Genomic DNA, 19,898 nt, shown 5'->3' on the forward strand with positions numbered 1-19,898 from the left:
GATAAGGAATCCTGCATGCGCACGCCCGAGTTCACCGAAGAGATACCCGACACCTGCGACTGCGCCGGCTGCGCGCGGGGCACGACGGCCGTCAAGTCCGCCACCCGCCGCCGCTGCACCCTGCGCGGAGCCGTGGTCGCGGCCGTCGGTGCGACGCTGCTGATGGGCACCGGCGTGGGCGCCGCCTCCGCCGAACCGGCCCCGGCCCGAGCGGGCTGGGACGGCTCGAAGTACTGGTACAAGGACGCGACCGGCTGGTGGCGCTGGACCAGCCACTACAGCAAGTACATGGCGAACGGCGGCAGTTCCAGCGCCTCAAAGCCCTCCTCAGGCTCCTCGGCCTCCTCCTCTTCCTCCTCGGTACGCACCTCCGAGCCGACCTTCCGTGGCCGCGCGGGCTGGGACTCGACGGACCGGGTGTACTGGTACAAGGACGGGACCGGCTGGTGGCGCTGGACCAGCCACAAGGACAAGTACGAACGCTACGCAGGCGGTTCCGGCTCCTCCGGCGGCTCGGGCTCGTCGGGCTCCTCCGGCGGTTCCTCGGGCAGCTCCGGCACTCCCGTCCGCCAGGGCACCGAAGGCGCCATCTCCTTCGCGAACAGCCACCTCGGCGACAACTACGTCTGGGGCGGCAACGGCCCGCACGGCTGGGACTGCTCGGGCCTGGTGCAGGCCGCCTACCGCTCCGCGGGCATCTCCCTCCCCCGCGTGGCCTCCGACCAGTACCGGGCCACCACCCCGATCTCCCGCTCCGAACTGCGCCGCGGCGACCTGGTCTTCTGGACCTCGAACGGCAGCACCTCGGGCATCCACCACGTCGCCATCTACCTCGGCGACGGCAAATACCTCGAAGCCCCCCGCCCGGGCAAGCAGGTCCGCATCTCCAGCTTCAGCGCGTACAACCCGAACATGTACGGCCGCGTCCGCTAACGGACAGGACGCGCCACCGAACGCTCGCGCCGGCCATCGGTGCCCTGACGGCCGGCTGGTCGAGATCACACTCGACCAGCCGGCCGGACGGTGCGGGACACTGGCCTCTGGTTGTGGCCTTGGTCGAGGGGGAGCTCGTGGTCGCGCTGCATGCTGAAGGGGTCCGGCGGGTGGCGGACGAGCGACGGAGCTATCACTACGTCGGACCGGCCGAGTTGAGGAGTCTTGTCCGACCGGACCGAGCGGGTCGGAGCATGCGTTCTCCGGCCGACTTCAACGAGTGGACTGCGGATCGAACGGTGGAGGAATTGGCCGATCCCTTCACCTTCGTCGTGGATGCGGCCGGTGTGCTGCGGCTCGCGCCGCGGCGTAGCGAGCACGTGGTGTGTGCTGCTGGAGAAGCGGTTCTGGGCGCCGGCGAGATCGGCTTCAGGCAGGAGTCCGGGAGGTGGGCGGTCGACGAGGTCAGCAATCAGTCGACCGGTTACTGCCCGGACGTCGGCTCCTGGCCGGCCGTCGCCGAGGCCCTGGACCGCGCCGGGGTCGCCCGCCCGTCCGGCTTCACGCACGAGGTCGAGTTCCGGCGCTGCCCCGCCTGTCGACAGCTCAACATCGTGCGCGAGGGAGACTTCTTCTGTGTCTTCTGCGACGAGGCCCTGCCACGTGAGTGGAACGTGGACCGGCCCGCGGCCCGGCTCCTCAGAGCTCCACTCGACGCGGCAGACAGCGGGTCGTCGACCTAGGCCGTCTCTTTCGGATCTTGCCGTAGCGCAGGACGACGTGGCCGTCGGAATCGGCGACATCGGCCTGTCCGTCCCGAAGCCTCCCCGAGGGCCGTTCGCCCCGGGGAGGCTTTCGCTTGCTGCGGGAGCCTGGGCTACCGGACGGCCGTGCCGGACGGCGGGCACGAGGTCGTGGGGGTGCCCTGGACCGGGGGCACGACCGCGCCGCCCGTCAGGGACGGGCAGGCCGCGGAGGGCGGGGCGGGGGCGGACTCGGAGACCGCCTGGGACTCGTCCGCGGACGGCGACTGCGACGCGGGCTCCGAAGCGGACTCCGAGGTGGAGGCGGACGTGGAAGCGGACTCGGACTCGGACTCGGACGGCGCGATCGCCGGGGACGCGGACGGCGACTCCGGCGGGGACGTCGACGGCGATGCCGAGGGGGACTCGGATTCCGAGGGCGAGACCGACGGGGACTGCGAAGTCGACTCGGATGCCGAGGGTGAGGGTGAGACAGAGGGCGACGGGGACTGGGATGACGGCGGGGGCGAGGTCACCGGAGGGGAGGTGACCGGGGACGGGGAGGGGGTCGGCGGCTGGGTCGGGAAGATCGGCGGCGGGATCGGCTTGTCGTGCTTGCCGTGGTGGTCGCCCCGGTCGCGCTCGTACCAGCGGCGGTCGTGGTGGTCGTAGATCACGAAGGTGTTCACGATGGTCACGGACGGCGCGATGACCACGACCTGCGCGGGCCGGTACGAGGTCCAGGGCTGTCCGGAGTGCTTCGGGTCGGCCCGCAGCGCCACCGGGGACCCCAGCGGGTTCCCGCACGCGCACCGCACCCTCGGCACGCCGCGGTCGTCCACGAGCACGGCCGTCCCGGCCTGGAGCACGGCCTGGTAGGCGGTGGCCCTGCCGTCCCGGTAGCCGTGGTTGGTGACCCGGGTGTCCATGCGCAGCTGGACCGGGGTGAGCGAGCGGAGGTAGCCGGGTACGGCCGACGGCTGGAGGCCGAGCGCCGAGGCGAACGCGGCGTTCTTCGCCGGCTGCCCCGACAGCACCTTGATCTGCTTCTCGACGTCGCAGCTGGCTACGTCCCTCGTGCCCCCGTAGAGGCCCGGCGAGGACCCGGCGACGCTCCGCGTGACCGTGGTCGCGGTCGCGGTCCCGGTGGCGGGAGCCGCGGACGGCGGCGGGCTCTCCGGCGGCGGTGTGGCCTGCTCGGCGGCGGTGGACTCGGTGAAGGGGTCCGGCCCCGACGCCGCGGCGGGCTGCAGGAACACCTCGCCGCCCGCGGAGGTGGCGCCGCCGCCGGTCGGCCTGGTCAGTACGACGGCCAGGGTCACGGCGGCGGCGAGGGCGACGATCGCGGTGGCGAGGCGGGGAACGGACCGCCACCAGGGCTTCGGCGGCGGCCCGGACGCTCCTCCGGAAGGACCACCCTGACCGCCTGGACCACCCGGACCACCCGCCCCGCCGGATCCCCCGGGAGGCGCGGGCGGCGGCGACGGCGGCCCTTCCCGCCCGCCGGACAGCGGCCCGGAAGGCGGACCCGTGGGCCGCCCGGACGACGAGGGGTACGACGACGGCTGCGAGGGTGCCTGCGACGGGGGCTGCGACGGGGGCTGCGGCGGCGGCTCACCGGAGGGTTGTGTGGTCACGGACTCTTCTTCCCAGGCGGAGGAGTCCGGTCCCTGTGGATGTTCCGCAGGCGGTATGCGGAGATCTCCGGATTTCTGACGCTCCTGGCGACCATTGTGTGCGCCGTCCGGGTGGTGGCCGCAAGCCGGGGATGCCTACGGTGTCGGGGTGATTCATCCCGAAATACCCCATCCGGCGACGTCGGCGTCGACCGCGCGAGCCTGGCGCGACGCCCTCGTGGCCGTCCTCGCGGGCTTCGCCGTGATGGCCGCGGTCTCCGCGGCCGGCCTGGTCCTGGCCGGAGCCGGAGACCTGCCGGGCGGCGGGTTCCCGCACGTGGTCGCCGCCGTCGTGGTGATGGCGGCCGGCGGCTCCGTCGACGTGACGGGCGGGGCCGGTTTCCTGGCCGGGGCCGACGCGAGCCTGTCGGTGCTCCCCCTGTCCGTCAGCCTGGCCGGGGCGCTGACCGCCGGCCTGCTCTTCCTGCGCCCGCTGCGCCACCGGGCGGTGGCCGGACCGCGCGAACTCCTCGCCCGCGCCGCGCCCTTGGTGATCCTCTGGCTGGCCGCGCTGACGGGCACCGCCCTCCTGGCCAGCCGGGACTTCACGATCTCCACGGGCAACTCGACCATCGGAGACATCGACGAACTCCTCGACTCCACACCGACGGTGGGGTTCAAGGCCGCGATCCCCGCCACCCTCGGCTTCGGACTGCTCTGGATCCTGGGCCTGTTGCTGATCGTCCTCCTGGTCTCGCGCCGCGCGCCGCTCCCTGCCTCGCTGGTCCGCTTCCACGCGGCGGTGCGGCCGGCGGCATCCGCCGTGGTCGCGCTCCTGCTGGCGTACGTGGTCATCGGCGTCGGCACCGGCCTGGTAGTGGCCGCGACCCAGGGGCATGCGGACCGCACCCTGGCGGTGATCCTGCTGGGCCTGCCGAACCTGGTCTGGTTCGCCCTCACGATCGGCTTCGGAGGGGCCTGGGAGGGCAAGGCCGACGGTCCGTTCGGGCTGCCGATGCCACAGGTCCTGGACCAGGTGCTGCGCGCCACCGGTTCCGGCTCCGGCTCCGACCTGTCCACCGTCGACGCGGCCTCGCTCGCGGAGCGGGACTCCCGCGTGTGGTGGCTGGTGGTGCTCGCCGCCGTCCTGCTGATCGGCGCGGGCGCGCTGGCGGCCGCCCGTTCCCCGGCCCGTGTCCGGCCCTGGCAGCACGCGCTGCACCTGGCCGTGGCCCTGGCGCTGGCCACCTTGGCGGTCTGCCTACTGGGCCGGGTCCAGGCCCAGTTCGGCCTGTCGGTCCTGGGCATCGGCGACGTCGGCGACCTCAGCGGCAAGGTGGAACTGCGCGCGCTCCTCTGGCGCACGGTCGGCCTCGCCTTCGTCGCGGGCGCGGCCGCCGGATTCCTCGGAGCGCTGCTCCCCAGCCGCCGCCGACACCGCTGACCGGCTCACCGGCGGCCCGCCGCCCGGACCGACGATTGCGCCGTACGAGTGAATCGACAGAAATCGGTTCATCGGGGGATCGTTTCTGCATGTCACGCTCGCCTCCGTGAACATGACCAAAGGCCTGTTCCGGCCGCTTCACGCCGCGGGCCTGCTTGCCCTCTCCGCGCTCGCGCTGACCCTCTCCACCGCCCTCCCCACCCAGGCGACCGGCCCCGGCACCCGTTACCTCTCCGGCGACCCGGGCCACGAGGACGCCAGCGCCCAAGCCGTCTCCGTCAGCCGGGTGTTCTGCCCGCGCGGCACGACCGTGCAGTCCGGCGGATACTCCACCGCGCGCTGGGACCGCGCCCGCGACGGCTCGCTCCGGCACGCCGTCCTGGCCAGCCACCCCGTCCTCGACGGCGCCGGCCGCAAGGGCTGGTACGCCTCGGCCTCGCACGCCGAGGTCACCGCCCACGTCGTGTGCGTGCCCTCCGCGGACGGCGACTAGGTCGTCTCCGTCGGCGAGGCGGCCCGGAACACCGGCAGGGCCCACCGAGGCGGCGGCGCCACCGCGTCGCCCGGCCCCGCCCCGGCCCCGGCCCCGGCCCCCGACGACGTCGCCCCCGCCCCCGCTCGGCGCAGCGCCCCCGTGAACTCCAGGCAGCTCTCCCACCGGTCCTCCGGCGACTTCGCCAGGGCCCGCGCCAGGACCTCGTCCACCCCGGCCGGCAGGCCGGACCGCCGCGATGACACCGGGGGCGGCGGGTCGTACTGGTGGGCCCAGAGCAGGGCCATGTCGTCGTCGCGCTGGAACGGCGGGCCGCCGGCCAGGGTTTCGTAGACCACGCACCCCAGGCTGTAGACGTCGCAGCGCCCGTCCACCGGCTTCCCGGAGATCTGCTCGGGCGCCACGTAGTCCAGGGTCCCGACGAACTGGCCGACGCTCGTGAACCCGGTCAGCGACAGCGATTTCTTCGTCAGCCCGAAGTCCGTGAGGTAGACGTGCTCCGGGTGCTCGCTGTCGGTGCCCGCCGCGACGAGGATGTTGCCGGGTTTCACGTCCCGGTGGACCAGGTCGTGGGCGTGCGCCGCGTCCAGCGCCGAGGCGACCTGACCGGCGATCCGGGCCGCCGTGTCCACGGGCAGCGGGCCCGTCCGGTCCAGCAGGGCCCGCAGGTCCTGGCCGGCCACGTACCGCATGGCGATGTAGAGCATCCCGTCCGTCTCGCCCGCTTCGAAGACGGGCACGATGTGCGGGTGGTCGATGGCCGCCGCGACCTTCGACTCGTGCGCGAACCGCTGCCGGAAGGTGTCGTTGCGCGCCAGCTCGGGCGCGAGGAGCTTGAGCGCCACCGTCCGGTCGAGGCGTACGTCGTGGGCGCGGTAGACCACCGCCATCCCGCCGCGGCCGATCTCCTCCTCCACGACGTAGCCGGCGATCCGCCGTCCCCGCAGGTCACCGGCGCGCCCGCGCACCGGGCCCCCGCCCGGCCCCGGGTCACCGCCCGCCTCCGGGTCGCCGCTCGGCGCCGAGCCCATCGCCCCCATCACCCCGCCTCCGGCCCGGCCGGTCCGACGATCCGGGTGGGCGGGTGCGCGGGCGCGGGCTCGGCCGGGTCCTTTCGTACGTCGGCCGCTCCTGCCGCGTCCGATTCCCGCGGCGGTGCCTCCCGCGCGGGCGGAGCACCCGGCCCCGCGTCGACCGCGTAGGTCATCAGGCGGCTCCCGTCCGCGTACATCCACCGTGCCGCCGTGTCGTCGTAGAGCCACACGGACTCCCCGTCGAGGACGATCCCGGCCCGCATGCCCCGGGTGGAGCGCCGGAAGGCCTCGGCGTCGAGCCGCCCGGCGGCGAGTTCGGAGACCGCCCGCCGGTAGCGGTCCAGCAGTTCGGCGCCGTGCGCGAGCAGCGGCTGCGGGTCCTCGGTGCGCGTCAGCGGACGGCCGCCCGTGGGCGGGGGCTGCGGGACGGCGACGAGGAGGCGGCCGTCCACCCAGGCGGACCAGCCGTTGGCGCACAGGATCTCCCCCCATTCGCCGCGCCGGGCCAGCAGCCGCACGGGCAGGAAGGCGTCCAGGGCGGTGGTGGGCCGGGAGGGGTCGGGGGTCTCCCAGGCGGGCAGGCCCTCCTGGGGCACGACGTGGGTGGGCCGGAAGTCGGCGGCCGGGCCGGGCATCGTCACGGGGCCTACTTCCGCATGATCGCGGGCTCGTGGCGGCGCAGCAGCCGCAGGACCAGGACCCCGAACAGGACGGACAGCGCCACCAGCATGCCCAGGTTGAGCAGCCACACCCCGGCGCTGTGCGCGAAGAGGGGGTCGTCGGTGAGCCTGCCGGGCACGATCGAGCCGAGGCCGATGGTGCCGGCCATCGCACCGAGGGCCCAGCGGGACGGCACGAACCAGGCGAGTTGCTCGATCACCGGTACCCCGTTCAGCTGGAGCAGGGCTCCGCAGAAGACCACTTGGACGATGGCGAGGAGGACCAGCAGCGGCATGGTGACCTCCTCCTTCTTGACCAGGGCGGAGACCAGCAGGCCGAGCATCATCGCCGTGAAGGACAGCAGGGCCACGGCGATGGTGATCTCGATCAGCGGGGGCAGGAACACGCCTCGGCCGTCCGGGGCGTTGTGTTTCACTCCGAACAGTCCGACCAGGGTCAGCACGACGGCCTGGGCCACGGTGATGGCCCCGAGCACCACCACCTTGGACATCAGATAGGCCGAGCGTGACAGCCCGACGGCGCGTTCGCGCTGGTAGATGACCCGTTCCTTGACGAGCTCGCGCACGGCGTTCGCCGCTCCGGTCAGCACCCCGCCGACGCACAGGATCAGCAGGGCGTTGATCGCCGTCTCCTGGGTGAGGGCGCTGCCGGCCAGGGCACGGGCCATGGCGCCCATCACGAACGGCAGCGCGATCATGATGGCGAGGAAGGTCCGGTCGGCGCCGAGCGCGGCGGCGTACCGCCGGATCAGGGTGGACAGCTGGGAGCCCCAGCTCTGCGCCTTGGGCGGGGCGGCGACGAAGGCCTGCGAGGGCCGGTGCCCGCCCTGGTGGGGCTGGCGGGCGGCGGCCGTCACGTACGTGCCGTGCAGCGGCGAGGCCTCGTACTCCCCGGCCCAGTCGCGGCCCTGCTGGCTCTCGAAGGCTTCGAAGGCCTCGGGCCACTGGTCGAAGCCGAAGAACCCGAGGGTCTCGTCGGGCGGGCCGAAGTAGGCGATCCGGCCGCCGGGGGCCAGGACGAGGAGCCGGTCGCAGACGTCGAGGCTGAGCACGCTGTGGGTGACGACGATGACGGTGCGGCCGTCGTCGGCGAGGCCGCGCAGCATGTGCATCACGGAGCGGTCCATGCCGGGGTCGAGCCCGGAGGTGGGCTCGTCGAGGAAGAGCAGCGAGGGTTTGGTGAGCAGTTCCAGGGCGACCGACACGCGTTTGCGCTGGCCGCCGGAGAGGCTGTGGATGGGCTGGTCGGCGCGCTGCCCGAGGCCCAGCTCGCCGATCACCTCGTCGACCCGGGCCTGGCGTTCGGCCTTGGCGGTGTCCTGGGGGAAGCGCAGTTCGGCGGCGTAGGTGAGGGCGCGCCGGACGGTGAGCTGCGCGTGCAGGATGTCGTCCTGCGGGACGAGGCCGATGCGGCTGCGCAGTTCGGCGTAGTCGCGGTAGAGGTCGCGGCCGTCGTAGAGGACGGTGCCGCGGTCGGCGGGGCGCAGGCCGGTCAGGGCGCCGAGCAGGGTGGATTTGCCGGCGCCGCTGGGGCCGACGACGGCGAGCAGGCATTTGGCGCCGACGGGGAAGGAGACGCGGTCGAGGAGGGTCTTGCGGCCGTGGTCGACGGCGACGGCGAGGTCCTGGACGTCGAGGGACACCTCGCCCGTGTCCACGTACTCCTGGAGCTGGTTGCCGACGAGGCAGAAGGCGCGGTGTCCGATGCCGACGATGTCGCCTTCGCCGATGGCGGCGGCGCGGTCGATGCGGGCGCCGTTGAGGTAGGTGCCGTTGTGGCTGGCGAGGTCGGCGATCTCGTACGTGCCGTCGGCGAGGGAGCGCAGTTCGGCGTGGCGGCGGGAGACGACGAGGTCGTCGACGACCAGGTCGTTGTCGGGTGCGCGGCCGATCCGGACGGCGGCCCTGGCGGCCAGCGGGAGCACCGAGGTCGGCCGGCGGAAGGTGCCGGTCAGGGCCGGGTGGGAGACGGAGGAGGGGCGGTTCAGGGCCGGGGCGGGGTCGACGAGGCGTACGCGCGGGCCGTCGGCGGCGCTGCCGAAGCGCAGTTCGCTGCCGACGCCGACCGCCCATTCGTGGACCCGGTGGCCGTCGGCCCAGGTGCCGTTGGTGCTGTCCTCGTCCTCGAGTGTCCAGTGGTCGCCGTCGGGGCGCAGGACCGCGTGGTGCCAGGAGACGCGGGCGTCGTCGAGGCAGATCTCGCAGAGGGGGTCCCGGCCGACGTGGTACGTCCGGCGCGGGCTCATCGCGGTGGAGCCCCGGTCGGTTTCGAGTACGAGCTCGGGCGCGGTCGCCGCACCGTGGCGCTGGACCATGGAGAGATTTTCCCACGATCGGACCAGCTCGGCAGGGCTCGGCATCACCGCAGGTCAGAACGGCGTTATGGGTAATGACAACGGTCCCCGTTGCAGCCTTTGCCCATCTTCGAGAGGTGCGCTTCACTTCAGGCGACGCATCCGGTGAGATCCGGCGGGAACCACCCGGCCCGATCCGGCGGGAACACGGAACGATTGACGGGGGACGCCATGAGCGCGCAGGACCACGCGCCGCACGAGCACGACGCCACCACAGGCCACGACGAGCACGCGCACGGCGGCCACGACCACGGCCACGGCGGCCACAGCCACGGCGTCTCCATCGACGCGGACCGCCGCTGGCTCGGCATCTCCCTCGGTCTGATCGTCGGCTTCATGGCCATCGAGGTGGTCATCGGCGTCCTGGCGCACTCCCTGGCGCTGATCTCCGACGCCGCGCACATGCTGACGGACGCCGTCTCGATCGTCCTCGCGCTGATCGCGATGCGGCTGGCGGCCCGGCCGGCGCGCGGCGGTTTCACGTACGGCCTCAAGCGCGCGGAGATACTTTCCGCGCAGGCCAACGGGCTCACCCTGCTGCTGCTGGCGGTCTGGCTGGCGTACGAGGCGGTACGCCGGCTGCTCGATCCGCCTCCCGTGGAAGGCGGACTGGTCCTGGTCACGGCGCTCGCGGGCATCGTCGTGAACATCGCGGCGGCCTGGTGCATCTCGAAGGCGAACCGCACCTCCCTGGCCGTCGAGGGCGCGTACCAGCACATCCTCAACGACCTGTTCGCCTTCATCGGCACCGCCGTCGCGGGTCTGATCGTGCTCACCACCGGATTCCGGCAGGCCGACTCGATCGCCTCGCTCGTCGTGGTCGTCCTGATGGTCAAGGCGGGCTACGGTCTGGTCCGCGAGTCCGGTCGGATCCTCCTGGAGGCCGCTCCGGCCCATGTGGACCCGGATGCGGTCGGCGACCGCCTCGTCGGGCAGCCGCCGGTCACCGAGGTCCACGACCTGCACATCTGGACCATCACCTCCGGCCAGGCGGCGCTGTCCGCGCACGTGCTGGTGGCCGAGGAGGGCGACTGCCACGCCGTGCGCCGGGATCTGGAGGCCCTGCTGGCCAAGGAGTACGGGATCACGCACACCACGCTCCAGGTGGACCACGCCCAGGACTCCCTGCTCACCGTCGGCCGCCCGGGCGAGGATCCGGCCGACCCGCACTGCGCGGATTCCCACGGCCCGGTCCACCGCCAGGGACCGCACGAGCACTGAGCCCGTACGGGTACTCGTACGGGTACCCGTACGAGCACTGACTCCCGCCGCGCGGGGCATACATGAGCGTATGACCACCAAACGGAGCGCCGGTCTGCTCCTGTTCAGGGATTCCGGGGCCGCGGGCCTCGAAGTACTGCTCGGCCATATGGGCGGCCCGCTCTGGGAGCGGCGCGACGCGGGCGCCTGGTCGATCCCGAAGGGCGAGTACGGGCCCGAGGAGACCGCGGTCGACGCGGCCCGCCGGGAATTCGAGGAGGAGCTCGGGCTGCCGCCGCCGGAGGGTCCGTACCTGCCGCTGGGAGAGGTGCGGATGATCGGCGGGAAGCTCGTGACGATCTGGGCGGTACGGGCGGACCTGGATCCGGCGCTGGCGGTACCGGGAACATTCACCATGGAATGGCCGCCGAAATCGGGACGTACCGCGGAGTTCCCCGAGTTGGACCGGGTGGAGTGGTTTTCTCCTCCGCTGGCCAGAACCAAACTGGTGGTGTCTCAAATCCCTTTTCTGGAGCGATTGTCCGAACTCTTGAAGAATAAGGGTTGACCTGCCCTTTACTTGCCAACAAACCCCACCTGCATGGACATTGCACCTATGACGAACGTCGTGCTGGTGGGAACCCTGGACACCAAGGGTGTGGAGTACGGCTGGCTGCGCGAGAGGCTGTTGCGCGCCGGCGTCGAAGTGGTCATGGTCGACACAGGAATCATGGACGAGCCCCGGGTGCCCGCCGATGTGCCGCGTGAAGCGGTCGCGCGGGCAGCGGGAACGGAACTCTCGCAGCTACGCGCGGCCGCCGACCGGGGTGCGGCCGTGACCACGATGGCCCGGGGCGCGGAAGCGACCCTCTTACGCCTGCACGCCGAAGGGCGGCTCCACGGAGTCCTCGCGATCGGCGGCAGCGGCGGAACCTCCATCGCCACGAGGGCGATGCGCGCACTGCCGCTGGGCGTTCCGAAGGTGATGGTCTCGTCGATGGCGTCCGGGGACGTGGCCCCGTACGTCGGATCGGCGGACATCACGATGATGTACAGCGTCGTGGACATCGCGGGGATCAACAGCATCTCCGCACCCGTCCTGACCAACGCCGTCGAAGCCGTCGCCGCGATGGCCAAGGGGTTCGAGCGCGCCTCCATGGAACTGCGGCGGCCGGCCCGGCTGGGCGAGGGCAGCCGTCCGCTGATCGCGGCGAGCATGGCGGGGGTGACCACGATCGGCGTGGACGCCGCCCGTGAACGGCTGACCGAGCTCGGCTACGAGGTCCTGGTCTTCCACGTCAGCGGCACCGGCGGCCGCACCCTGGAGAAACTGGCCGGCCAGGGGATCTTCGCGGGCGTCCTCGACCTCACGCTCAGCGAGCTCGCCGACGACCTGTGCGGCGGCATCCTCACCGCCGGTCCCGACCGGCTCAGCGCGGCCGGGCGGGCCGGGATCCCCCAGGTGGTGAGCCTGGGAGCGCTGGACATGGTGAAATTCGGGCCGATGGAGAGCCTGCCCGAGAGGGTCCGCTACCGCCGGATCCGCGTCCACAACCCCTCGATCACGGTGATCCGTACGACCGGGGCCGAATGCGCCGAACTCGGCCGCCGGGTCGCTGCCAAACTCCGTGCGGCCACCGGCCCCACAGCGGTCTGCGTCCCACTGCGCGGACTGTCCACGCTCGGCGCACCCGGTGGCCCCTACCATGACCCCGACGCCGACCGGGCACTGTTCTCGGCACTGCGCGACGGACTGCGGGGCAGCGCCGCCCGGCTGTACGACTACGACACCCACATCAACGATCCAGACTTCGGACGCGCGGCGGCCGACCGGCTGCACGCCATGATCGGCGCGCGGGCCGCGGCCGCCTGAGGTCCCGCCCCGACCCACCCCGCCGAGAGCATCGCGCGGACGGGAACCAGCCGTGGCGGGAATGTGTCCCAGGTGGTGGCCGATCGCCTGGGACGACCGGCCCCGGGGCGCGGTCACGCCACGGCAGGGGGAAAGGCATGAACGGCATGTGGTCGGTTCCCGGTTACTCGGAGATCCGCGAGCTCGGCACGGGCGCCAGCGGCCGCGTGGTGCTCGCCGTCCACGAGGGCACCGGCACCGCGGTGGCGGTGAAGTACCTCAGCGACCGGATGCTCGAGAACCCGGCCTTCGTCCGGGAGTTCCGGGCCGAGGCCCAGTTGCTCGGCGAACTGCGGTCCCCGTACGTGGTCGGGCTGTACGAGTACGTGGAGGCGCCCGGCGGCGCCGCCATCGTGATGGAGCTCGTGGACGGGATACCGCTGAACGCGCTGCTCAAGCAGAGCGGTCGGACCGGCCCCGAGGCGGCGCTGGTGCTGCTCAAGGGCTCCCTGCTCGGACTGGCCGACGCCCACCGCTCCGGTGTGGTCCACCGCGACTACAAGCCGGCGAACGTCCTGGTGGCGGGCGACGGCACCTCCAAGCTCGTGGACTTCGGGATCGCCACCCCGCTCGGTGCCACCCCCGGGGCCGCGGGTACCCCCGCGTACATGGCCCCGGAGCAGTGGCAGGGCCGGCCGGCCTCCCCCGCGGCCGACGTGTACGCCGCGACGGCGACCTTCTTCGAGTGCCTGACCGGCCGCAAGCCCTACGACGGGCAGAGCTTCGCCGAGCTCGCCGTCCAGCACGTCGAGGCGCCGGTCCCCGAGACCGAGGCCCCGGAACCGGTGCGCCCGCTGATCCGGCGGGGCCTGGCGAAGGACCCCCGGCAGCGGCCGGAGAACGCCGAGGCGTTCGTGGCGGAGCTGGAGGGCGTCGCGCAGGCCGCGTACGGGCCCGACTGGGAGGAGCGCGGTCAGCGCAAGCTCGCCGCACTGGCGGCCCTGCTGCCGCTGCTGTTCCCCTCGGCCGCCGCCCCCGCTCAGGGCACCACCGCACTGGCCACGACGACCCTGCCGAAGCCTCCGTCCGGGTGGACCCCGGGCCGGCGCGGCCTGGTCGCGGCCGGGGCGACGCTGGTGCTGGGCGCGGTGGTCATACTCGGCTACCAGGCGGTCGGTGCGGAGCCGGGCGGGGCGAAGGCCCTGAACGCCTTCGCGACCTCCAGCGCCGCGGGGGACGCCCCGGCCTCCCCGGTGGGCCTGCCGAGCCCGTCGGCCTCGCCGAGTGAGAGCATCAGCCCGAGCGCGAGCCCGAGCCCGTCGCCCAGTACGACGCCCTCGCCGTCCGCATCCGCGTCCGCCACGCCGAGCTACAGCAGCCCGCCGACGCCGACGCCGACACCCACCAAGTCGCCGACGCCCACGCCGACCCCGGGCGTGAGCGTCTCCTCGGTGTCCGTCAACCTCAAACCCGTGCGCGCGACGGTGAACGCGGCCGTGAGCCTCAACGCGAAAGGCGGACCCGCCACCGTGACACTCGAATGGTTCCTCGGCACCGCGCCGAACGACCTCTCCTTCGCGAACGGCGCCGAAAGCCTCACCGCCCCCGCCGGATCACCGACCGGCGTGTCGACGAGCCACACCCTCCCGCGCGCGAGCAGCGCCTGCTACCTCACGGTGCGCGTCTCCACCGTGCCCGCCGCGCCCAAGCAGCGGTACGTCTACGCGACCTACCAGTTCCAGGCCTGCGTACAGGTGCCCCGATGAGCGATCCCCGCGCCCCGCAGGGCGAAGACGACTACAGCGCCACCGTGCTCGGCAGCCACTGGATCAGCGGGCCGCCCCAAGGCCCGGAGCCAGACCTGGAGTCCGGGCCGGAGCAAGGGCCGGAGCAAGGCACCGTGCAGCTCCCCGCCCAGCTCCCTGCGCAGCTCCCCGCGCAGACCAAGCGCTTCGACGTGCCCGGCGGGGCCGAGCCCGACCGGGTCGAGGGCTCGGTCCTGCGGTTCGGGCCGGGGGTGACAGCCGCCCTCCCGCTGCCGTTCCCGCTGCACCCGGAGCCGGCCCCGCTCCGCCGGAAGGGCGAGTGGCGGCGCTACACCCTGGCGGCCCTGGTCCTGCTGGGCGTCCTCGTCTACCTCGGCTGGCAGCACTACGGACCTGCCCTGGAGGTCCGCGACGTGACGGTCGCCACCGACCCCAAGGGCCCCGCATGCGATGCGACCGCCGACGTGGTGGCCACCGTACGGACCAACGGGCGCGCGGGGGTGCTCACTTACCGCTGGCTGCGCAGTGACGGCACGCGCTCGGCGCAGCTGACGGAGCGGGTGCCCAGCGGGCAGCGGGAGGCCCGGCTGCACCTGCTGTGGACCTTCCAGGGCGCGGGGACCTACCCCGCCAAGGCCGAACTGCAGCTGGTGTCCCCCACCCGGCGGACGGCCGCGGCAGAGTTCACGTACCGCTGCCGCCCGTAGCCGGCAGACGGATCACCGCGCGGCCGCCGTCGAGGTCCACCCGGGAGCGGGGCGGAGCGCCGTCCTCCTCGTCGTCGCGCATGACGAGGGCGCTCTGCCGCTCCTTGAGCTCGTTCTGCTTGCCCGGCGAGAAGCTCGCGTGCAGCTGCTCGAAACCCGTCGAGGACATCTGCCCCTGCCGGCCGCTCCAGCGCCAGGGCAGCAGTCCGGCGCGGCCCGCGCGTTCCAGCGTCAGGTCGAGGAAGGCGATGGCGGTCAGCAGCAGCGCCAGCCCCGGGATGGTCATGAAGACGACGAAGGCCATGCCCCGACCCTAGCCCCGGTCCTCCTTTCGGCCTACGGCCCGGCAGGCGGAGCCGTTCTTCCGGCCTGCCGTCCGGGACCGTCCGGCCGAGGTGCCCGTACCCCCTTCGCTGGTTGACTCGGAGATGTCGAGGAAAGCTCAGGGACGCTTCCCCGGCACCTCTCACGTCCACGTTCCAGCCGGCGATACACCCCCAACCGGAACGTGGTCGTCCCGCAACGGATCACAAGTCCGCGCGGGAGGCCCGCAGCTGCTTTGGGGAGTGGCTGCGGGCCATTTTGCATATCCCGTTGGAGCCCCTCGGACTGCCGCTCCTAGAACCTCGCGTGCGCGACGATGTCCGCCGCGAACTCCCCCGTCATCGCCGGGGTCACCGTCGGCCGGCACTGCGCGACCGCCGCCAGGTAGTCCTCCGTGCTCGCGCCCAGCTGCGCCGCCGCCGCGCCCCGGGCGCCCACCGCCTCCAGGTCCCGCTCGAAGGACACCTGCGCCGCGATCCGCGCCGCGTGCTCGATGTCGGCCGGGGTGAACAGCTCGCTCGCCTCCACCAGCGCCGCCACGTCCACATCGCCGCGCCCCGCCGTGTAGCGGGCCCAGATCGCGGCGCGGGCGCCCGCGTCCGGGGTGCCGATCGGGATCAGGTAGTCGAAGCGGCCGGGCCGCAGGAAGGCCGGGTCGAGGGAGCGGATGGAGTTGGTCGCGCAGACCAGCAGCCGTTCGTCGCCCTCCCGGAAGCCGGGTATCAGCTTGAGCAGCTCGTTGGTCACCCCGTGGATCCCGCCGGGCTGCGCGGGCTCGGTGCGCACGGGTGCGATCTCCTCGACCTCGTCGATGAAGACGAGCACCCGCTCCAGCTCGGCGATCCGCGAGAAGGCGTCGCGCAGCGCGGTGGCGAGGTTCCCCTCGTCGGCCAGCCGGGAGGGCAGCAGTTCCACGAAGGGCCAGCCGAGCCGGGAGGCGATGGCGCGGGCGAAGGTGGTCTTTCCGGTGCCGGGCGGGCCGAACAGGGTGATGGCGCGCGGCGGCCGGACCCCGTGCACGGCGGCCCGCTCGGGCTCGGCGAGCGGGAGGACCACGCGCCGCTCGATGAGGTCCTTCTCCTTCTCCATGCCGGCGACCTTGACCCACAGGTCGTTGGGGAGGAAGCGGCCGCCGAGGTCGTCGAGGAGGCCCGCAGCCGGTCCGTGCAGCGGCTCGGTCTTCTCGAAGTAGGCGACGGCGGGCTGCCGGGTGTAACCGGCGTTGAGCAGTCCCTCGCCGAGCAGGTCCTCCTCGGGCAGGACGTAGGCGATGCGGCCCACGCGGGCGGCGATGAGCCGGCGCTCCAGCTCGACGAGCAGGGCGCTGGCCAGGCCCCGGCCGCGCCAGCCGGAGGCGATGGCGATGCGCATCACCCAGGCCCGTTCGCCGGTGACGCAGGCGAGCGCGGCGCCGATCGGGACGCCCTGGTGGACGGCGACCACGCAGGGCTGCCGGTCGGTGAGGGCGCTGATGCACTCGGCGAGGGAGAAGACGGACTCCTGGCCGAGTTCGGCCGTGGTGTCGATCAGATGGACAACGGCCGCGAGATCGCTCTCGCGGTAGTCGTGGATCAGCCAGTTCACCGGGTACCGCCCCTCGTTCGTACTCCTGTGCGCCTTCTGCGTACCTTCTGCCGCGAGGCTAGGGGCGGGCGGGCCCTGCGATCACGCTCCGTCGTGCACAACTACCGGTCCGTAAACCGTCCGTGTCGTCCATAGACTGGTGTTTTCCGCCCGAACTGACGACCGAGGATCCGTACGCCTTCATGACATCCCACATATCCACCGTCCGAGCGGGCAGGCAGCCGTACGTCGTCTGGCTGGTTCCGGCCCTCTGGACCCTGGCGCTCGGTCTGTGGGGTCTCTCCCGGCAGAACAGCGTGTGGCGCGACGAGGCGGCGACCTGGCAGGTGGCGGGGCGCTCCGCCGGCGAGATCTGGCACATGCTGGGCACGGTGGACGCCGTCCACGGGGCCTACTACCTGCTGATGCACGTCCTCTTCGAATGGTTCGGGGCGAGCACGACGACCCTGCGCCTCCCCTCGGTGCTGGCCATCACGGTCGCCGCCGCCTGTGTGGCACTGATCGGGCGCCGGCTGGCCGGGCCCTGGGCGGGGCTGGGCGGCGGGCTGGCCCTCGGGCTGCTGCCGGCCGTGCAGTTCCAGCTCCAGGAGGGCCGCGCGTACTCCCTGGTCGCGGGGGGCGCCGGAGTCTCGACCCTGCTGCTGGTCTCACTGCTGGCCCGGCCCCGACCCGGCCCCGGTCGGCGGACGTGGCCGCGCTGGACGGCGTACGGGGCCCTCGTGCTGGTCTGCGCCCTGCTGAACTGGTTCTCGCTGCTGATCCTGCCCGCGCACGCGCTGACCCTGTGGTGGGTCGGGGCCGGGCGCGGTGTCCTCGCCCGCTGGCTGGCCGCCTCCGCGGTTGCCGTGGCCGGGGCGCTGCCGCTGATCCTGTTCAGCCGGACCCAGTCCGGCCAGGTGTCGTGGATACCGCCGCTGACCTGGCCCATGCTGATCGGTCCGGCCGTCCTGCTGGCGGTCGGCGCGATCGGAGCGTGGGCGGACCGGTGGAACGGGCCCCGGCCGGGCCGTCCGGGCCGTCCGCACCGGCTGTCGGCGGCGGCCGTCGGGCTGCCGCTGCTGGCGGTTCCGCTGCTGGGTCTGGCCGCGGCCTCGCTGGTCCAGCCGCTCTTCCTGGACCGGTACGTGCTGTTCTCCATGCTGGGTCTGGCCCTGCTGATCGGCGCCGGGCTGGGCGCGGCCGTACGGGTCCTCGCGCCCCGGTGGCCCCGGGCCTCGGCCGCGCTCGTGCCGGTCGCGGTCGGGGCCTCGGCGCTGGCGGTGCTGCCGGTGGCGCTCGCCGACAGGTCCCCGGCCAGTCGGATCGACGACGTGCTCTCCGTGGCGGGGGAGGTGGCCCGGCTGAAACGGGCCGGCGACGCGGTGCTCTTCGTACCGGCGGCCCGGCGGGACACCGCGCTGGTCTCCCCCGGGGCGTTCGCGGGCCTGGCCGACGTGGCGCTGGCGCGCGGCCCCGCGGAATCGGGCACCCTCAAGGGCGAGGAGGCTTCGCCGGCCGCCATCCGGGCGGCGCTGGAGGCGCCCCGGCGGATCCTGCTGGTGACGGACTCGGGTCCGAAGGCCAGGCCGTCGGGTTCCGAGGCGGACCGGGCGAAGACCGCCGTCCTGAAGGCGCAGTTCAAGGTGGTGGAGGACCGGCAGGTCCGGGGCCGCCGGGTGACGGTCTACGAACGGCTCTGAACGGGCTCCGAACGGCTCTGAGGAAGCCGCGCGGCCGTGCGCGCGGCCGTCTGAGAACCGCGTGAGAACCACACCGGAACCTCTGATTCACAGCCGATTCTCAGGGAAGACTCGGCTCCGGCCACAGGTTCGCCCGAGATGCTCTGTACATGATCCAGCGCATCCCCTCCCGACCGGAACGCCGCCCCCGCGCCCGTGGCCGGCGTGCGACCCGGATCCTCCTGGCCCTGGCCTCGGCGACGGCCCTGCTGAGCCTGAACATCCCCGCCGCGCTCGCCGAGCCCCCGCTCGGAGTCACCACCACGGCCGCCGCCGATGCCGTGGCCGGGCGGGTCGGCGCGCTCTTCTCGGGCGGCCTCGACGGCGGGCACTTCTGCACCGCCGCCGTGGTGCGCAGCGACGACCGCGATGTGATCGCCACCGCCGCGCACTGTCTGGACAGCCTGGACAGCACCTACTTCGCGCCCGGCTACCGGGACGGCGAGGCCCCGTACGGGCTGTGGAAGCTGACCAGCGCCTACATGGCCCCGGACTGGAAGGACGGCCAGAACCCGGACGACGACATCGCCTTCGCGACGGTGGTCCCGGCCGACGACCGGCAGGGCGAGTCCGTCGAGGACCTGGTCGGCGCCTTCCCGGTGGCCGCGGAGCAGTCGGCCGACGCCACGTTCTCCATCGTGGGCTACCCGAGCAGCGACGACTCCCCGCTGCACTGCGCCAACACCACGACGTTGTTCTCCGAGACCCAGCGCCGCATCGAGTGCCCGGACCTCAGTGGCGGGACCAGCGGCAGCCCCTGGCTCGTGGACGGCGCCCTGGCGGGCGTGCTCGGCGGCTACCAGGGCGGCGGGGACGTCCCGGAGGTCTCGTACAGCGCGGTCATGGGCGACCAGGCGGTCGAGCTCTACCGCGAGGCCGCCGACAGCGACTGAGGAAGACGGCCTACGCGCGGGGCGCGGTCTGGGGCTGCCGCTCGGGCTGGGCCGCCGTCGCCTCGGGTACCGAGAACCAGGTCGGCTCGTCCCGCAGGGCCCGCCGGATCCGGTCCACGGCGAAGGACTCCAGCGGCTCGGGCAGCGCGTCGGGCGCGAACCAGGCCACCTCCAGCGACTCGTTGTCGTTGACCCGGGCCCGCCCGCCCGTGGCCCGGCAGCGGAAGGTGATGTCCTGGAACTGGCAGACGTCCCCGTTCGGATAGGTGATCGGCGGCAGCATCTCCACCAGCACCACCCGTTCGGGGACGCACCGCACCGCCGTCTCCTCGAACACCTCGCGCGCCGCCGTTTCGGCCGGCTGCTCCCCCGGCTCGGCGATCCCGCCGATCACCGACCACCGCCCGGTGTCGGCGCGCCGCCCGAGCAGGACCCGCCCCTCGTCGTCGACGACGATGGCGGTCACCCCGGGGAGCAGGAGCAGCTGGTGCCCGGCGCTCGCGCGCAGGGTCCGGATGAAATCGGGTGTGGTCATCCCCCGACCCTACGAGGACTCC

18 protein-coding genes are annotated in these 19,898 nt (G+C 73.1%); 11 read left to right on the forward strand and 7 right to left on the reverse strand.

The features are described 5' to 3' along the window. The first annotated feature begins 15 nt into the window (after window positions 1-15). Entirely contained in the window at window positions 16-933 is a 918-nt protein-coding gene (locus tag OHU74_RS03850; protein WP_371614575.1) for a C40 family peptidase, read from the forward strand. A gap of 299 nt (window positions 934-1,232) precedes the next feature. After that, window positions 1,233-1,676 (forward strand): hypothetical protein, encoded by a 444-nt coding sequence (locus tag OHU74_RS03855; RefSeq protein WP_371614576.1) that lies wholly within the window; start codon window positions 1,233-1,235, stop codon window positions 1,674-1,676. Between the two features lie 134 nt (window positions 1,677-1,810). Here OHU74_RS03855 and OHU74_RS03860 read toward each other — a convergent pair whose 3' ends face one another. Then, a complete protein-coding gene (locus tag OHU74_RS03860) occupies window positions 1,811-3,187 on the reverse strand; it encodes a DUF6777 domain-containing protein (RefSeq protein WP_371619558.1) in 1,377 nt (458 codons plus the stop codon). A 274-nt stretch (window positions 3,188-3,461) separates the two neighbouring features. Between OHU74_RS03860 and OHU74_RS03865 the strand changes: the two genes are divergently transcribed. Together OHU74_RS03865 and OHU74_RS03870 are read left to right on the forward strand one after the other, a co-directional pair. Next, window positions 3,462-4,736, forward strand: coding sequence for a streptophobe family protein (locus OHU74_RS03865; protein ID WP_371614577.1), 1,275 nt, complete (start codon window positions 3,462-3,464; stop codon window positions 4,734-4,736). 106 nt (window positions 4,737-4,842) lie between these two features. Further along, window positions 4,843-5,229, forward strand: a complete 387-nt coding sequence (locus OHU74_RS03870; RefSeq protein ID WP_371614578.1) for a hypothetical protein — start codon at window positions 4,843-4,845, stop codon at window positions 5,227-5,229. Here the strand turns inward: OHU74_RS03870 and OHU74_RS03875 are convergent. From OHU74_RS03875 to OHU74_RS03885, 3 genes are read right to left on the reverse strand one after another with little or no spacing between them, the layout of a single operon-like run. Then, the gene (locus OHU74_RS03875; protein WP_371619559.1) at window positions 5,226-6,260 is read right to left on the reverse strand and encodes a serine/threonine-protein kinase; all 1,035 of its coding nucleotides are present in this window, start codon (window positions 6,258-6,260) and stop codon (window positions 5,226-5,228) included. The two genes, OHU74_RS03870 and OHU74_RS03875, sit on opposite strands and share 4 nt — an antisense overlap. 8 nt (window positions 6,261-6,268) lie before the next feature. Then, window positions 6,269-6,898 (reverse strand): hypothetical protein, encoded by a 630-nt coding sequence (locus OHU74_RS03880; protein WP_371619560.1) that lies wholly within the window; start codon window positions 6,896-6,898, stop codon window positions 6,269-6,271. A gap of 11 nt (window positions 6,899-6,909) precedes the next feature. Beyond that, window positions 6,910-9,258 carry an FHA domain-containing protein gene (locus OHU74_RS03885; RefSeq protein WP_371614579.1) on the reverse strand — a complete coding sequence of 783 codons (2,349 nt, stop codon included), beginning with the start codon at window positions 9,256-9,258 and terminating at the stop codon, window positions 6,910-6,912. A gap of 210 nt (window positions 9,259-9,468) precedes the next feature. On the opposite strand from OHU74_RS03885, the gene OHU74_RS03890 reads away from it, so the two are divergent. The 5 genes from OHU74_RS03890 (at window position 9,469) to OHU74_RS03910 (ending at window position 14,822) form a co-directional block, all read left to right on the forward strand. Continuing rightward, window positions 9,469-10,518, forward strand: coding sequence for a cation diffusion facilitator family transporter (locus tag OHU74_RS03890; RefSeq protein ID WP_371614580.1), 1,050 nt, complete (start codon window positions 9,469-9,471; stop codon window positions 10,516-10,518). A gap of 70 nt (window positions 10,519-10,588) precedes the next feature. Beyond that, window positions 10,589-11,065, forward strand: a complete 477-nt coding sequence (locus tag OHU74_RS03895) for an NUDIX domain-containing protein (protein ID WP_371614581.1) — start codon at window positions 10,589-10,591, stop codon at window positions 11,063-11,065. A gap of 48 nt (window positions 11,066-11,113) precedes the next feature. After that, a complete protein-coding gene (locus tag OHU74_RS03900) occupies window positions 11,114-12,370 on the forward strand; it encodes a Tm-1-like ATP-binding domain-containing protein (RefSeq protein ID WP_371614582.1) in 1,257 nt (418 codons plus the stop codon). Between the two features lie 137 nt (window positions 12,371-12,507). Then, window positions 12,508-14,115 (forward strand): serine/threonine-protein kinase, encoded by a 1,608-nt coding sequence (locus tag OHU74_RS03905; RefSeq protein ID WP_371614583.1) that lies wholly within the window; start codon window positions 12,508-12,510, stop codon window positions 14,113-14,115. Beyond that, entirely contained in the window at window positions 14,112-14,822 is a 711-nt protein-coding gene (locus tag OHU74_RS03910) for a hypothetical protein (protein ID WP_371614584.1), read from the forward strand. The genes OHU74_RS03905 and OHU74_RS03910 overlap by 4 nt, the downstream gene beginning before the upstream one ends. Here the strand turns inward: OHU74_RS03910 and OHU74_RS03915 are convergent. Next, window positions 14,800-15,126 (reverse strand): DUF6191 domain-containing protein, encoded by a 327-nt coding sequence (locus OHU74_RS03915; protein ID WP_371614585.1) that lies wholly within the window; start codon window positions 15,124-15,126, stop codon window positions 14,800-14,802. The genes OHU74_RS03910 and OHU74_RS03915 overlap by 23 nt on opposite strands. A 314-nt stretch (window positions 15,127-15,440) precedes the next feature. Beyond that, complete coding sequence (locus tag OHU74_RS03920; protein ID WP_330295023.1) at window positions 15,441-16,730, reverse strand: bifunctional GNAT family N-acetyltransferase/ATP-binding protein; 1,290 nt, start codon at window positions 16,728-16,730, stop codon at window positions 15,441-15,443. A 182-nt stretch (window positions 16,731-16,912) separates the two neighbouring features. On the opposite strand from OHU74_RS03920, the gene OHU74_RS03925 reads away from it, so the two are divergent. Continuing rightward, on the forward strand, window positions 16,913-18,409 hold the full coding sequence (locus OHU74_RS03925) for a hypothetical protein (RefSeq protein WP_371614586.1): 1,497 nt from the start codon (window positions 16,913-16,915) through the stop codon (window positions 18,407-18,409). Window positions 18,410-18,558: 149 nt separating this feature from the next. Continuing rightward, complete coding sequence (locus OHU74_RS03930) at window positions 18,559-19,341, forward strand: serine protease (protein WP_371614587.1); 783 nt, start codon at window positions 18,559-18,561, stop codon at window positions 19,339-19,341. A 10-nt stretch (window positions 19,342-19,351) separates the two neighbouring features. Here OHU74_RS03930 and OHU74_RS03935 read toward each other — a convergent pair whose 3' ends face one another. Beyond that, complete coding sequence (locus tag OHU74_RS03935; protein ID WP_371614588.1) at window positions 19,352-19,876, reverse strand: NUDIX domain-containing protein; 525 nt, start codon at window positions 19,874-19,876, stop codon at window positions 19,352-19,354. Window positions 19,877-19,898: the final 22 nt, after the last annotated feature.

It is taken from the genome of Streptomyces sp. NBC_00454, assembly GCF_041434015.1.
In the GTDB taxonomy this organism is placed as follows: Bacteria; Actinomycetota; Actinomycetes; order Streptomycetales; family Streptomycetaceae; genus Streptomyces.